Origin of the sequence: Sediminihabitans luteus (genome assembly GCF_002797595.1) — a bacterium.
GTDB lineage: Bacteria > Actinomycetota > Actinomycetes > Actinomycetales > Cellulomonadaceae > Paraoerskovia > Paraoerskovia lutea.
Genome location: NZ_PGFE01000001.1, coordinates 978,157 through 992,341, shown reverse-complemented (window position 1 = coordinate 992,341; position 14,185 = coordinate 978,157). Strand labels below are relative to the sequence as shown.

Here is a 14,185-nt window from a genome sequence, read left to right as displayed (position 1 = left end):
CACGACCATGCCCGCACCCCGTCCCCGCACCCTGAGCCTCAACCTGTTCCTGTACCACCTCGGTCACCACGAGGCCGCGTGGCGGCACCCGTCGACCGACCCGTCCCGCATCTACGACCCCACCTACTACGTCGAGCTGGCCCGCAAGGCCGAGGCCGCCAAGCTCGACGCCGTGTTCTTCGCCGACGGACCCGTGCTCCACAGCGGCGTCGACCACAACCCCGCCGAGGGGCCCGAGCCGCTCCTGACCCTCGCGACGATCGCCGCCCACACCCGGCGCATCGGCCTCGTCGCGACCGCCTCGACCACGTTCTACGAGCCCTACAACCTCGCCCGGCTGTTCGCCTCGCTCGACCACCTCAGCGGCGGCCGGGCCGGGTGGAACGTCGTGACCACCCAGTCCGCGGACGCCGCAGCCAACTTCGGTCTCGACGCGCACCCCGACCCCCTGGCCCGGTACGCACGGGCCGAGGAGTTCCTCGAGGCGACGACCCGGCTGTGGGACTCCTGGGAGGAGGGTGCGGCGCTCGCGGACCGCGTGCAGGGCCGGTGGGCCGACCCCGACCGCATCCACCCCGCGGACTTCACGGGCGAGCACCTCGCGGTCGCCGGCGCGCTCAACGTGCGCCGCACGCCGCAGGGCCGCCCCGTGATCGTCCAGGCCGGTGCGTCGAACGCGGGCCGTGACTTCGCGGCCCGGTGGGCCGAGGCGATCTTCACCGCGCACCAGCGGATCGAGGACGCGCAGGCCTTCTACTCGGACGTCAAGCGGACTGCGCTCGCGCACGGCCGCTCGGCCGACCAGATCAAGATCCTGCCCGGGATCAGCCCGTTCATCGGGTCGACCGAGGCCGAGGCGCGCGAGCTCGAGGCGACGTTCAACGAGCTCACGGTGCCCGAGTACGGGCTGCGCAACCTCGGCGCGCAGGCCGGCGTCGACCTGACGACCCTCGACCTCGACGCGCCCGTGCCGCTCGACCTGTTCGCCGACGCGGGCGACGTCACCGACAACACGCGCAGCCGGTTCCAGGTCGTCGCGGGGATCGTGCGGCGCGACCGGCCCACGCTGCGAGAGCTCCTGCACCGGCTCGCGGGGGCCCGCGGCCACCAGGTCGTGGCCGGCACGCCCGAGCAGATCGCGGACCGCATCGAGACGTGGTTCACGCAGGGCGCCGCCGACGGGTTCAACGTGATGCCGCCCGCACTGCCGCTCGGCCTCGACGCGTTCACCGACCACGTCGTGCCGATCCTCCAGCGGCGCGGGCTGTTCCGCACCGAGTACGAGGGCACGACGCTGCGCGACCACCTCGGGCTCGAAGTGCCCGAGAACCGGTGGACGCGTCAGAGGGCGGCCCTCGGGGCCCGCGCGAGCGCATGATCCCCGCGCCGAGCCGCCGCACCCTGCTCACGGCCGTGCACGTCCCCGCGGGCGTGCTGGGCCTGGGCCAGGGCGCGGCGGCGCCGGTCGTGGCGCTCGCCGCGCGTGAGCTCGGCGCGTCCGTGCCGGTCGCGGGGCTGGTCGTGGCGCTCGGCGCCCTCGGCCTGCTCCTGGCCGACCTCCCTGCGGGGGCGGTCGTGGCCCGCTGGGGCGAGCGGACGGCGATCGCGGCGTCCGGCGTCGTGGGCGCGGCCGGCGTGACGCTGAGCCTGCTCGCGCCCGACGTGCTCTGGCTCGCCGTCGGGGTGCTCGTCACGGGTGCCGCGGGCGCCGTGTGGGGCCTGGCACGCATGACGTACCTCGCGGCCGCGGTGCCGCCGCAGGCCCGGGCCCGGGTCATGTCGACCATGACCGCCGCGATGCGGGTCGGGTTCTTCGTCGGCCCGTTCCTGGGCGGGGCCGTGGTGCTCTCGCTCGGTCCGCGCGGCGGGTTCGTCGTCGAGCTGGTCGCGGTCCTGGTCGCGACCGTGCTCATGGTCCGTGTCCCGGACCTCGCGGTGCCGCCCTCGGCACCGGGGTCGCGCGTCGTGACGGTCGCGCGGGCCAACGCCGCGCTGCTCGCGTCGCTCGGCACCGGGGTCGCGCTCCTGGGGCTGGCCCGCGCGGCCCGCACGGCCGTCGTGCCGCTGTGGGCCGAGCACATCGGGCTCGGCCCGGCGGCCGCGAGCCTCGCCTGGGGCGTGGCGAACGCGGTCGACGTCGCCGCGTCGTACCCCGCCGGCGCGCTCATGGACCGCGTCGGACGGCGCGTGGTGACCGTCCCCGCGATGGGCGTCCTCGCGCTCGGGTTCTGCGTGCTGCCGCTCACGGGGTCGCCCGCGACGTTCCTCGCCGCCACGGTGCTGCTCGGCCTGGGCAACGGCATGACGAACGGGAGCGTCATGACGCTCGGCGCCGACGTCGCCCCGGCGTCTGCCCGCGCCGAGTTCCTCGCGTCCTGGCGCCTGCTGCACGACGCGGGCGCGCTCGCCGGGCCCGCGCTCGTCGCCCTCGTGGCCGCGGTCGCACCGCTCGCCGCAGCCGGCGCCGTCCTCGCGGTCGGGGCGACCGCGGCCGGCTGGACCCTGTGGCGCACCGTGCCCCGGTACGTGCCGTCGCGCGCGGACCGATGTCGCGACGTCGTGACCAGCGCGCCGACCGGCAGCGTGCCGACCGGCAGCGTGCCGACCGGCGGCGTCCCGACCACCACCGACCTGACGAACGGAACCGTGCCATGACCATCGAGCAGAACCCTTCGCGCCAGAACCCTTCGCACCAGACCGACCGCACCTCCGAGGGCCACCCCGCCCGCGTCGTCGTCCTCGTGGGCAACCCGCGGGCCGGGTCGCGCACCCTCGCCGTGGCCCGGCTCGTCGCCGAGCGTTCGGCCAGCCGCCTCGGCATCGACGGCGCGGTCGAGACGATCGACCTCGCGACGCTCGGCGGGCGCGTCCTGACGGGCGGCGAGGGCGTCGACGACGCCCTGCGCACGCTCGGGGAGGCGACGCTGACCGTCGTCGCGACACCCGTCTACAAGGGCTCCTACACGGGGCTGCTCAAGGCGTTCCTCGACCGGCTCCCGGCCGGCGGGCTCGCGGGCGTCGCCGCGGTGCCCGTGGTCGTCTCCGCCGCGCCGCACCACGCGGCGGCGGGGGAGCGGCACCTCGCGCCGCTGCTCGCCGAGCTCGGTGCGACGCTCCCAGCGCGCCCGCTGAGCGTGCTCGAGTCCGAGATCCCGCACGCCGACCAGGTGGTGCGGCGGTGGCTCGACGAGTCGGTCGGGCACCTCGCGCGGGCCGTGCACGCCCCGCGCGCCGGGGGCGTGAGCTCCGACGCGGTCACCCCCCACGTCGTGCTCGCCGGAGGTGCCCGATGACCGCCGTCGACGAGACCCGGCACGCGACCGCCGTCCCCGTGCCGCCCGAGGCCCTGCGCGCGGTGTTCCGCGGGCACCCTGCGGGCGTCGCCGTCGTCACGACCGTGCACGAGGGGCGTCACGTCGGGTTCACCGCGACGTCGGTCATCTCGGTCTCGGCCGACCCGCCCGTCGTCGCGTTCTCCCTCGCGGCGACCTCGTCGTCGTGGCCCGCGCTCGCCACGGCGCGGACCGTCGCGGTGAGCCTTCTCGGCGCGCACCAGGCCGACCTGTCGGCGCGGTTCGCGACGAGCGGCATCGACCGGTTCGCGGACGGCGGGTGGGTGCCCCTGCCCTCGGGAGAGGCCGTGGTCGACGGCGCCGCGGGCTGGGTCCACGGGCGGGTGCTCGACCGGGTCGTGGCGGGCAGCAGCCGGATCGTGACCGTCGAGGTCCTCGCGCACCACGTGCGCGACGACGTCGCACCGCTCGTGTTCCACGACCGGGGGTACCGGGCGCTGGGGGCGCGGGTCTGACGGCCCGCCGATGACGGGTCGCCCCGACGACGTCGGCCCCCGCACCGAGGTGGTGCGGGGGCCGTCGTGCGCGGAGTCGCGGCGCTGCGGCAGCGGTCCCTGACGTGCGCTTGCACGGGGTCTTGCACGACCCACCGCGTGATGCCATTGTGAGTACATGAGTGCTGCAACGAAGGACGAGCGTCTGCAGGTCCGTGTCAGCCCGGACGAGAAGCACCGCGCTGAGGAGGCCGCACGCATCGAGGGCACGTCGCTGTCGTCGTTCGTCACAGCCGCGGTGCGTCAACGCGTCGACCTCGTGCTCGCCGATCGTCACACGATCGTCCTGGGCCCGGCCGCGGCCGCGGAGCTCTCCGACGCACTCGCACGTCCCGCGGAGGTCAGTCCCAGGATGCTTGCGGCGCTCAGCCGCCCGACCGCTTTCACCTGGGCCGACTGACGCGTGGAGCTCCTGCGCCCCGTCCCGCTCACCAGGGCCCACGACCGCACCGGCTTACGCAGCGGCGCCGACACTCTCGACGAGTATCTGAAGCAGACGTCGACGAAGGCCCAGAAGACCGGCACCGCGGTCGTGTGGGTCGTGACCGACACCGCCCTGAAGGTCGTCGCGTACATGACGTTGTCGATGACGGCGGTCGCGCGCACGTCCGCCCCTGCCTTTCGCAGGGGCTCACCGGTCCTCATCCCCGGACTTCTCATCGGACGACTTGCGGTGGACCAGCGCTACCAGAGGAAGGGCCTGGGCACCCGGCTCGCGATCCACGGCCTGAACGTGGCCGTCACGACCAGCGCCGACGTCGGCTTCAAGGCCGTCTTCGTGAACGCGCGCGACGCGGACGCGCGTCGCTGGTGGGTCGACGCGATGGGATTCCTGCCGTGCGACCCCGATGACCCCGACTGCCTGGACCTCTACCGCACGACCGCGGACATCCGCGCGACGTACGAGGCGCACGCACGAGCAACGCTCGCGGCGGAGCAGTAGGACGCGTCGCGAGGCCGCGAACGCCCCCGCACGACGAAGGCCCCCGCTCGACGAAGGCCCCCGCACCGTGGAGGTGCGGGGGCCTTCGCGGACCGAGCGGATGACGGGAATCGAACCCGCGCTATCAGCTTGGGAAGCTGAAGTTCTACCATTGAACTACATCCGCGTCGCACGCCTGACGGATGCGTGCGACACGAGCATACCCAGACATGCGACACGATCATACCCAGATGCGTCGGTGATTCCAGAACCGGCGCCGTCCACCGAGGAGACACGACTGCCGTGAGCAGCCAGGACCCGTACGACCCCTACGCGAGCGGCAACGACCAGCCGACCGCTCCGCTGCCGCAGGACCAGACGCCCCCGTACGGGTCCGCGGGACCGACCGGGTACCCGGCGCAGCAGGCCTACGACCAGGCCCCGCAGCAGCCCTACGGTCAGCAGTCGTACGGTCAGCAGCCCTACGGCCAGGCCCCGCAGCAGCCGTACGGCCAGCAGCCGTACGGCCAGCAGCCGTACGGGCAGCAGCCCTACGGCCAGCCGACCCAGCCGGGCCAGCCCCCGTATCCCGCGCCGTACGCGGCGCAGGACCCGTACGCCAAGTCGCGCCTCGCGGCGGGCCTGCTCGGGATCTTCCTCGGCGCGCTCGGCATCCACCGCTTCTACACCGGGTACACGGGCCTCGGGATCACGATGCTCCTGATCTCGGTGCTCTCGTTCGGGTTCCTCGCGTGGGCCGTCGGGATCTGGGGTCTGATCGAGGGGATCCTCTACCTCACGGACAAGACGGGCTCGTTCTCGCGCGACCGCTCGGGGCGTCCGCTGCGCGACTGACGGGTCGCTGGTCGGGCGGCCCTACTCCGGGGCTGCCCGATCGGCTACCGTGGCGGCGTGCTGCTCTCCGACCGTGACATTCGCGCCGAGCTCGACGCCGGCCGTGTCCAGCTCGACCCGTACGACCCGGCGATGCTCCAGCCGTCGAGCATCGACGTGCGCCTCGACAAGTACTTCCGGCTGTTCGACAACCACAAGTACCCGTTCATCGACCCGCGCGAGGACCAGCCCGAGCTCACGCGGCTCGTCGAGGTCGACCCGGACGAGCCGTTCATCCTGCACCCGGGCGAGTTCGTGCTCGGGTCGACGTTCGAGGCGGTCACGCTGCCGGACGACGTCGCGGCGCGTCTCGAGGGCAAGTCGAGCCTGGGCCGTCTGGGCCTGCTCACGCACTCGACCGCCGGGTTCATCGACCCCGGGTTCTCGGGCCACGTGACGCTCGAGCTGTCGAACGTCGCGACGCTGCCGATCACGCTGTGGCCGGGCATGAAGATCGGCCAGATGTGCTTCTTCCGCCTGTCGTCGCCGTCGGAGCACCCGTACGGGTCGAGCGTGTACGGCTCGCGCTACCAGGGGCAGCGCGGACCGACGGCGTCGCGCTCGTTCCAGAACTTCCACCGCACGACGGTCTGACGCCGGACCGCACGAACCGACGAACGAGACGACGATGCCTCCCGCCTCCCTGCCACCGCTCCCGCTGTCGACCGCCGCCGGCTACCAGGCGCGGCACCTGCTCGTGCTGCCGGGCGACGTCCTGGTCGACGAGGTCGAGACCCTCGCGGTCTCCCGCTTCGCCGGGGCCCGGTGGGACGTCGTCCCCGCGGGCGTCGAGCCCGCGACGGTCGCGCCGCGCACGGCCGCGCCGGGCGAGCCGGGGGTGCTGCGCACCTCGCGGCACACCACGCTCACCGGTCCGTTCGCCCCGGGCCCGGGCCTGCCGCCCGGGTCGGCCATGGTCTTCGACGTCGTGACGCCGCGCGAGCGCGGCGAGGCCGCGTTCCCGGGGTCGGGCGACCGTGACGGACTGGGCCGGGCCTTCCCGGCGGGTCTTCCCGAGAAGGAGGAGCGCCGCGCGGTCGACTGGCTGGTGGAGGCCGCACGCCGGCTGGGCGGCTCGATCGCGGTCGACGTGCCGTCGTCGGGCGCGCCCGGCATCGTCCTGACGCCGGACCCGGGGGTCGCGGTCGACATGACGCTCTACTCGGACGTCTGGCTCGAGCCCGACGCCGCGCAGGCCGTGCTCGGGCAGGTCGACGGGCGGATCCGGCTCGCGATGGACGGCGTCGACTGGCAGGGTCCGCCCGCGGGCATCGCGGACAAGCCCCTGTACCGGGGCGAGCAGATGGACCCGGCGGTCCGCAAGCAGATCCACGCGGCCGCCGACGACGTCGACATCGCCGCGCTCACGAGCGGCGAGCCGCTCGACGGGTACGGGCTGCTGCTCGACCTCGGCGTCGACGGCATGATCGCGGTCGAGATCGGCGACGAGCCCGACCTGCCGTTCCTGCTGCGCGGCCTGCCGTGGGCGGCCGGCGGCGCGGTCTCGTACCGCGTGCGCTGGGAGCCGGACGACCTCGCGGCGTCCCAGGACGAGTTCCCGCCCATGGAGTACACGGTCGCGCGCAAGCGCTCGGCGGGCATCGTCGCCGCCCTGGCCAAGGCGCTGCACGGCGCCGTGGGAGGCGAGATCGCCGACGAGGCGGGGTTTCTGGTCGAGCCCGACGACCTCTGACCGCACTCACTGACCGCTCGGTCGGGAAGATGTGATCTTCGCCCGTCCCCGCACGTCAGGGCGGGTGCCGTTGATACGATCACGACACCTCGCCCACCCGCCCACAGGACGGAGCGGACGTGCTGCTGCTGCTCGTGGCCCACCTCCTCATGGCCGTTGCCGCGCCCGCACTCGTGTCGTGGCTGCACCGGCGGGCGTTCTGGGTCCTCGCGCTCGCCCCCGCGTCGGCCTTCGTCTACGCGCTCGCGCTCACGCCGCGCGTCATGGACGGCGACTTCCCCGAGCAGACCGTCTCCTGGGTGCCGTCGATCGGCCTCGAGCTCGCGTTCCGCCTCGACACCCTCGCGTGGCTCATGCTGCTCGTCGTGGGTGGCGTCGGCGCCCTCGTGCTCGTGTACTGCTCGGCGTACTTCTCACGCTCCGCGACGGGCCTGCGCCGGTTCGCCGGGGTCCTCACGGCCTTCGCCGGGTCCATGGTCGGGCTCGTCACCGCCGACGACCTGCTCCTGCTGTTCGTGTTCTGGGAGCTCACGACCGTCTTCTCGTACCTGCTGATCGGCCACTACGCCGAGCGCAAGGCCGGCCGCCGCGCCGCGATGCAGGCCATCGTCATCACCACCGCGGGCGGTCTCACGATGCTCGTGGGCCTCGTGATCCTGGGCGTCTCGGCCGGGACCTACCGCGTGTCGGACGTCGTCGCCGACCCGCCGTCCGGCACCGCGGTCACGGTCGCCGCGGTCCTGCTGCTCGTGGGTGCCGCGACCAAGTCCGCCCTCATCCCCTTCCACTTCTGGCTGCCCGCCGCGATGGCCGCCCCCACGCCCGTGAGCGCGTACCTGCACGCTGCGGCCATGGTCAAGGCCGGCGTCTACCTCGTGGCCCGGTTCGCGCCCGCGTTCTCCGACCTGCCCGAGTGGAAGGCGGTCGTGATCGCGCTCGGCGGCGGCACGCTGCTCGTCGGCGGGTACCGCGCGCTGCGGCAGCACGACCTCAAGCTGGTGCTCGCGTTCGGGACCGTGAGCCAGCTCGGCCTCATCATCCTGCTCGTGGGCCTCGGCACGCGCGGTGCGGCGCTCGCGGGGCTCGCGATGCTCGGCGCGCACGCGATGTTCAAGGCCGCGCTGTTCCTCTCGGTCGGCATCGTCGACGCCGCGACCGGCACGCGCGACCTGCGCCGACTCACCGGGGTGGGTCGTCGTCTGCCGTTCACGGCGACCGCGGCGGCGCTCGCGACGCTCTCGATGATCGGGTTCCCGCCGTTCGCCGGGTACGTCGCCAAGGAGGCCGCGCTCGAGTCGCTCGTGCACGGCACGGGCCCGGGCTGGCTCGACGCGACCGTGCTGTGGGTGTTCGTGGTCGGCTCGGTCCTCACGGTCGCGTACGGCGCGCGGTTCTGGTGGGGCGCGTTCGCGACCAAGCACGCCGAGGTGTCGGTCGCCCGCGCCAACGCGCACGTCGACTCGACGGCGTTCGACCTGCCCGCGGGCACCCAGACCACGCGCCGCACGCGCCGCAACGCGCTCGCGACGGTCGGCGACGCCGAGGTCGAGCCGATCGACCCGCGCCGCATCGAGCGCCCGTCGTTCCTGCTCGTGGGCCCGCCGATGATCCTCGCGGTCATGGGTCTGCTCGCCGCCCTGCTGCCGCACGTCGGCGAGCAGGTGCTCGGCCCCTACGCCGCGACCTACCCCGCGGGCGAGGAGGGGCACCTGACCCTGTGGGGCGGGTTCGGGCCGCCGGTCGTGCTCACGCTCGTCGTGTTCGCCGGCGGTGCGCTGCTGTTCTGGCAGCGCGGCTGGGTCGAGCGCTTCCAGGCGTCGGCGTGGGACGTGCCCGAGGCCGATCGCGTCTACCGGCGCACCATGCGCCGCCTCGACGACCTCGCGGCCGACGTCACCGCCTGGACGCAGCGCGGCTCGCTGCCGTTCTACCTGGGCGCGATCCTGCTCGTGCTCGTCGTCGGCCCCGGCATCGCGGGGCTGTCCGGCTGGTCGGGCGAGCTCACGGTCAAGGCGTGGGACCGTCCGGCGCAGCTCGCGGTCGTGCTCGTCGTGTGCATCGCCGCGATCCTCGCGACGCGTGCCCGCCGCCGCCTCAAGGCCGTGCTGCTCGTGGGCGCCGCCGGGTACGGCAACGCGGCGCTGTTCCTGCTGCACGGCGCGCCCGACCTCGCGATGACGCAGGTGCTCGTCGAGACGGTGACGCTCGCCGTCATGGTGCTCGTGCTGCGCCGGCTGCCCCCGTACTTCTCGGACCGCCCGCTCGTGGGCAGCCGGTTCGTGCGGCTCGGGATCGGCCTCGCGGTCGGCCTGACCATGATGGCGTTCGCCGTGGTCGCGCCCCTGGCCCGCATCGCCCGGCCCATCTCGCTCGACTTCCCCGCCGAGGCGTACGAGTTCGGTGGCGGCAAGAACGTCGTCAACGTGACCCTCGTCGACGTGCGCGCCTGGGACACCGTGGGCGAGATCTCGGTGCTGCTCGTCGCCGCGACCGGCGTCGCGTCGCTCGTGTTCCTGAGCCGGCGCAGCGGCGAGATCGAGCGCGTGCGCAGCGTGCGGGCCATGCCCGAGCCGCCCCAGGTGTGGAGCGAGCCGTCGGACGGCGGGTCGGCGCTGCGCCGTCGTGCCGTGCGGCCGGTCCCGGGCCCGGACGGCAGGACGAGCGCCACGACGACCGCGGTGCGCCCCTGGTTGCGCGCCGAGGGGACCCTCGCGCCGCAGCGCCGGTCGGTCATCTTCGAGGTCGTCACGCGCCTGGTGTTCCACTCGATGATCGTGTTCGCGCTGTACCTGCTGTTCTCGGGCCACAACTCGCCGGGCGGCGGGTTCGCGGCCGGCCTGCTCGTGGGCATCGCGCTGCTCGTGCGCTACCTCGCGGGCGGCCGCTACGAGCTCGGCGAGGCGGCGCCGATCAACCCCGGCCTGCTGCTCGGCACGGGCCTGTTCCTGTCGGCCGGGGTGGGGCTCATCGCGCTGCTCGCGGGCGGCGAGGTGCTGCAGTCGGTGATCGTCGACCTGCACGTGCCGCTCCTGGGCGACATCCACCTCGTGACGTCGCTGTTCTTCGACGTGGGGGTCTTCCTGCTCGTGGTCGGTCTGGTGCTCGACATCCTGCGCTCGCTCGGCGCCGAGATCGACCGCCAGGTCGAGGCCGGGGGTGAGGTGCTGTGATCTCCGCGGAGTCCGTGCCCAACCCGCCCGACCTGGGCCTGTCGATGGTGCCGAGCCTCGCGCTCGTGCTCGCGATCGGCGTGCTGTTCACCACGGGCGTGTACCTGCTGCTCGAGCGCAGCCTCACGCGCGTGCTCATCGGGTTCGTGCTCGTGGGCAACGGCGCGAACCTGCTGCTGCTCGTCGCGGGCGGACGGGCGGGCGGCGCGCCGATCGTCGGCCTCACGGCGACCGAGCGCATGAGCGACCCGCTCGTGCAGGCCATGATCCTCACCGCGATCGTCATCACGCTCGGCATCACGGCGTTCGTGCTCGCGATGGCCTACCGGTCGTGGCAGCTGCACGGGCACGACGAGGTCCAGGACGACCTCGAGGACCGCCGGATCGCGCGCATCGCGGCCGAGAACGCGCCCGTGTACGACGACACGGACGCGTCCGACGCGAGCACGCTCGACGACGAGGCCAGCACCGTGCGCGACGACACGAGCGAGCTCGGCTCGGGCGACCGACGTCGGCACGACGACGGGGGGCGCGCATGAGCTACGGCGTCCAGACCCTCGTCCCCCTGCCCGTTCTGCTGCCGCTGTTCGCGGCGGGGCTCGCGCTCGCGCTGTACCGGTTCCCGCGCGCGCAGCGCGTGATCTCGGTCGTGACGCTCGCGCTCGTCCTCGCGGCGTCGGTGGGCCTGCTGATCGGGGCCGACTCCGGGCCCGTCGTGGTCGACGTCGGCGGGTGGGCCGCGCCCGTGGGCATCGACCTGGTCGCCGACCGGCTCTCGGCGCTCATGCTCGTGGTGTCCTCGACCATGCTCCTGGCGGTCCTGCTGTACTCGCTGGGCCAGGGCATCGCGGACGACGCCGACGACTCGGTCGAGTCGATCCCGGTCGCGATCTACCACCCGACCTACCTCGTGCTCGCCGCGGGCGTGTCGAACGCGTTCCTCTCGGGCGACCTGTTCAACCTGTACGTCGGCTTCGAGGTGCTGCTCGCCGCGAGCTACGTGCTGCTGACCCTCGGGGGCACGGGCGAGCGGATCCGGGCCGGGTCGATCTACGTGGTCGTGGGCCTCGTGTCGTCGGTGATCTTCCTCGCCGCGATCGCGCTCACGTACGCGGCCGCGGGCACCGTGAACCTCGCGCAGCTCTCGCAACGTCTGCCCGAGATCGACCCGGACGTGCGGCTCGGCATCCAGCTCATGCTGCTGCTCGCGTTCGGCATCAAGGCGGCGATCTTCCCGCTCTCGGCGTGGCTGCCCGACTCCTACCCGACGGCGCCGGCGCCCGTGACGGCGGTGTTCGCGGGCCTGCTGACCAAGGTCGGCGTCTACGCGATCATCCGCACCCAGACGCTGCTGTTCCCGGACGGCCGGGTCGACGACGTCCTCATGGTGCTCGCGCTGCTGACGATGGTCGTCGGGATCCTGGGCGCGGTCGCGCAGAACGACATCAAGCGTCTGCTGTCGTTCACGCTCGTGAGCCACATCGGGTTCATGCTGTTCGGCATCTCGCTCGCCTCCGAGGCGGGCATGTCGGCCGCGATCTTCTACGTGGTGCACCACATCACGGTGCAGACGACGCTGTTCCTCGTCGTGGGCCTCGTCGAGCGGCGCGGCGGGTCGACGTCGCTCGACCGGCTCGGCGGCCTCGCGAAGGTCGCGCCCGGCCTCGCGATCCTGTTCTTCGTGCCCGCGATGAACCTCGCCGGCATCCCGCCGCTGTCCGGGTTCCTCGGCAAGGTCGGTCTGCTCGAGGCGGGCGTGACCGAGGGCGGCGCGCTCGTGTGGGTGCTCGTGGTCGGGTCCGTGCTCACGTCGCTGCTCACGCTCTACGCGATCGTCAAGGCCTGGAACAAGGCGTTCTGGCAGGCGCCGCCCGAGGACCTCCCGGAGGTCACGATGCCCGCGACCATGGTCGGCCCCGCGGCGGGCCTCGTCGTGTTCGGCGTCGCGCTGACCGTCGCCGCCGGGCCGCTGTACGCGTACACCGACCGTGCGGCCTCGACCCTCATGGACGGCCGCTCGTACGTCGAGGCGGTCTTCCCGGGCGGTGCGGAGCGGGGCCAGGGCCAGTCCGACAAGGTCGGCGACACCGCGAAGGTGCAGGACGACGACCCCGCACCCGCGTCGCCGACCGCGGTGCCGTCGTCCGACGCCACGACGGGAGGCACGCCGTGAGCCCCGCGACGCCGCAGGACGCCGGCTGGTGGGCGCGGTGGCGCCACCGGATGCGCACGCAGTGGCACGCCGCGCTGTGGCTCATGGTCGTGTGGGTGCTGCTGTGGGGCGGCGTGTCGGTCGCGAACGTGCTCGCCGGGACGCTCGTCGGGTTCCTGCTGATCTCCGTCATGGCGCTGCCGAGCATCGACTACCGGGGGCGCGTGCGGCCCGTCGCGGCGCTGCGCCTGCTCGGGTTCTTCGTGCGCGACCTGCTCGTGGCCTCGGTCCAGGTGTCGTTCCAGGCGCTGCGGTTCGGCTGGACGCCGCACGGGGCGGTCGTGCGCGTGCCCATGCGCGACACGGGCGACCTCTACCTCACGGTCACGTCGGTGCTCACGTCGCTCGTGCCCGGCACGGTGATCGTCGAGGCGCACCGGATCACGGGCACGCTGTACGTGCACGTGCTCGACCTCGAGTCGTCCGGCGGGGCCGACGCGGTGCGGCACCACATCCACGAGCTCGAGGAGCGGGTGCTGCGCGCGCTCGCGTCCGACGACGAGCTCGCGCACGCGGGCCTCGGCCCGCAGGGGACGGCGGTGGCCGACGCGCGCGCCGTCGAGGCCATGGCGGGGGACGTCGACCCCGGCGCCCCGTCGGTGACGCCCGAGGAGGACCGACCATGATCGTCGTCGCGATCGTCTGCGCCGTGCTCGTCGCCACGGGCGGCGTGCTCGCGCTCGTGCGCGTCGAGCGCGGGCCGTCGATGCTCGACCGCACCATCGGGCTCGACGTGTTCACCGCGACCCTGGTCGGCGTGATCGCGGTCGAGGCCGCGTTCTCGCGGCGCGCCGAGACCATCCCGATCCTCGTGGTGCTCTCGCTCGTGGGGTTCGTCGGGTCGGTCGCGATTGCGCGGTTCGCCGCGGTCGAGCCCGAGGGCGAGGGGCGCATCCGCACGGCCGAGGAGATCGCCGCCGAGGACGCCGAGCGCGCCGAGGCGATCGAGCACGACCGGACCTCGGCGGCCGACCCCGAGAGCCACGGCGGCTACCCCGAGGGAGAGGTGCGCTGATGGACTGGATCGCCGTGGCCGACGTCGTCGCCGCCGTGCTCATGCTCTGCGGCGCGTTCCTCGTGCTCGCCGCCGGGGTGGGCGTGGCCCGGTTCCCGGACCTGCTCGGGCGCATGCACGCCGCGACCAAGCCCCAGGTGCTCGGCCTGGTGCTGCTGCTCACGGGCGTGGGCCTGCGCGTGCACGCGTGGGACGTCGCCGGGATGCTGTTCCTCGTCGCGGTCTTCCAGCTGCTGACCGCGCCCGTCGCGGCGCACATGGTCGGCCGTGCCGGGTACCGCACGGGCAAGGTCGACACGAGCCTGCTCGCGCTCGACGAGCTGACGCCCGACCAGGAGGCTGCCGAGCGTGCGGCGCAGGACGAGGCGGACGGCGAGACCGAGCAGGCGGACGCCGACCCGCGGTAGGGCGCGGGGCCGCGTGCGCGTGGTA

15 protein-coding genes and 1 tRNA gene are annotated in these 14,185 nt (G+C 73.7%); 15 read left to right on the top strand and 1 reads right to left on the bottom strand.

Annotated elements, in window-relative coordinates; genetic code table 11:
* Nucleotides 1–7 precede the first annotated feature (7 nt).
* The 6 genes from CLV28_RS04615 to CLV28_RS04590 all read left to right on the top strand — a co-directional run bounded on the left by CLV28_RS04615 (nt 8) and on the right by CLV28_RS04590 (nt 4,790).
* Entirely contained in the window at nt 8–1,378 is a 1,371-nt protein-coding gene (locus tag CLV28_RS04615) for an LLM class flavin-dependent oxidoreductase (protein WP_100422034.1), read from the top strand.
* Nucleotides 1,375–2,655 carry an MFS transporter gene (locus CLV28_RS04610; protein WP_100422412.1) on the top strand — a complete coding sequence of 427 codons (1,281 nt, stop codon included), beginning with the start codon at nt 1,375–1,377 and terminating at the stop codon, nt 2,653–2,655. The genes CLV28_RS04615 and CLV28_RS04610 overlap by 4 nt, the downstream gene beginning before the upstream one ends.
* Entirely contained in the window at nt 2,652–3,293 is a 642-nt protein-coding gene (locus tag CLV28_RS04605) for an NADPH-dependent FMN reductase (protein WP_100422033.1), read from the top strand. The genes CLV28_RS04610 and CLV28_RS04605 overlap by 4 nt, the downstream gene beginning before the upstream one ends.
* The gene (locus tag CLV28_RS04600) at nt 3,290–3,808 is read left to right on the top strand and encodes a flavin reductase family protein (protein ID WP_100422032.1); all 519 of its coding nucleotides are present in this window, start codon (nt 3,290–3,292) and stop codon (nt 3,806–3,808) included. Before CLV28_RS04605 ends, CLV28_RS04600 begins: the two co-directional genes overlap by 4 nt.
* 157 nt (nt 3,809–3,965) lie before the next feature.
* Nucleotides 3,966–4,247: a type II toxin-antitoxin system TacA family antitoxin gene (locus tag CLV28_RS04595; protein WP_100422031.1), complete on the top strand. Its 282-nt coding sequence runs from the start codon at nt 3,966–3,968 to the stop codon at nt 4,245–4,247.
* A gap of 3 nt (nt 4,248–4,250) precedes the next feature.
* Complete coding sequence (locus CLV28_RS04590) at nt 4,251–4,790, top strand: GNAT family N-acetyltransferase (protein WP_100422030.1); 540 nt, start codon at nt 4,251–4,253, stop codon at nt 4,788–4,790.
* A gap of 95 nt (nt 4,791–4,885) precedes the next feature.
* Here the strand turns inward: CLV28_RS04590 and CLV28_RS04580 are convergent.
* Nucleotides 4,886–4,956, bottom strand: a tRNA-Gly gene (locus CLV28_RS04580).
* Between the two features lie 116 nt (nt 4,957–5,072).
* On the opposite strand from CLV28_RS04580, the gene CLV28_RS04575 reads away from it, so the two are divergent.
* The 9 genes from CLV28_RS04575 to mnhG all read left to right on the top strand — a co-directional run bounded on the left by CLV28_RS04575 (nt 5,073) and on the right by mnhG (nt 14,160).
* The gene (locus CLV28_RS04575; protein WP_239073322.1) at nt 5,073–5,624 is read left to right on the top strand and encodes a TM2 domain-containing protein; all 552 of its coding nucleotides are present in this window, start codon (nt 5,073–5,075) and stop codon (nt 5,622–5,624) included.
* Nucleotides 5,625–5,681: 57 nt separating this feature from the next.
* The gene (gene dcd / locus CLV28_RS04570; protein WP_100422029.1) at nt 5,682–6,257 is read left to right on the top strand and encodes a dCTP deaminase; all 576 of its coding nucleotides are present in this window, start codon (nt 5,682–5,684) and stop codon (nt 6,255–6,257) included.
* 34 nt (nt 6,258–6,291) lie between these two features.
* Complete coding sequence (locus CLV28_RS15400; protein ID WP_157802490.1) at nt 6,292–7,356, top strand: hypothetical protein; 1,065 nt, start codon at nt 6,292–6,294, stop codon at nt 7,354–7,356.
* Between the two features lie 119 nt (nt 7,357–7,475).
* Nucleotides 7,476–10,526, top strand: a complete 3,051-nt coding sequence (locus tag CLV28_RS04560; protein WP_100422028.1) for a Na+/H+ antiporter subunit A — start codon at nt 7,476–7,478, stop codon at nt 10,524–10,526.
* A 44-nt stretch (nt 10,527–10,570) separates the two neighbouring features.
* Complete coding sequence (locus tag CLV28_RS04555; protein WP_100422409.1) at nt 10,571–11,065, top strand: Na(+)/H(+) antiporter subunit C; 495 nt, start codon at nt 10,571–10,573, stop codon at nt 11,063–11,065.
* A complete protein-coding gene (locus CLV28_RS04550) occupies nt 11,062–12,699 on the top strand; it encodes a Na+/H+ antiporter subunit D (protein WP_100422027.1) in 1,638 nt (545 codons plus the stop codon). The genes CLV28_RS04555 and CLV28_RS04550 overlap by 4 nt, the downstream gene beginning before the upstream one ends.
* Nucleotides 12,696–13,364, top strand: a complete 669-nt coding sequence (locus CLV28_RS04545) for a Na+/H+ antiporter subunit E (protein ID WP_239073323.1) — start codon at nt 12,696–12,698, stop codon at nt 13,362–13,364. The genes CLV28_RS04550 and CLV28_RS04545 overlap by 4 nt, the downstream gene beginning before the upstream one ends.
* Nucleotides 13,361–13,753 (top strand): MrpF/PhaF family protein, encoded by a 393-nt coding sequence (locus tag CLV28_RS04540; RefSeq protein ID WP_100422026.1) that lies wholly within the window; start codon nt 13,361–13,363, stop codon nt 13,751–13,753. The genes CLV28_RS04545 and CLV28_RS04540 overlap by 4 nt, the downstream gene beginning before the upstream one ends.
* On the top strand, nt 13,753–14,160 hold the full coding sequence (mnhG, locus tag CLV28_RS04535) for a monovalent cation/H(+) antiporter subunit G (protein WP_100422025.1): 408 nt from the start codon (nt 13,753–13,755) through the stop codon (nt 14,158–14,160). The genes CLV28_RS04540 and mnhG overlap by 1 nt, the downstream gene beginning before the upstream one ends.
* The last annotated feature ends 25 nt before the right edge of the window (nt 14,161–14,185 follow it).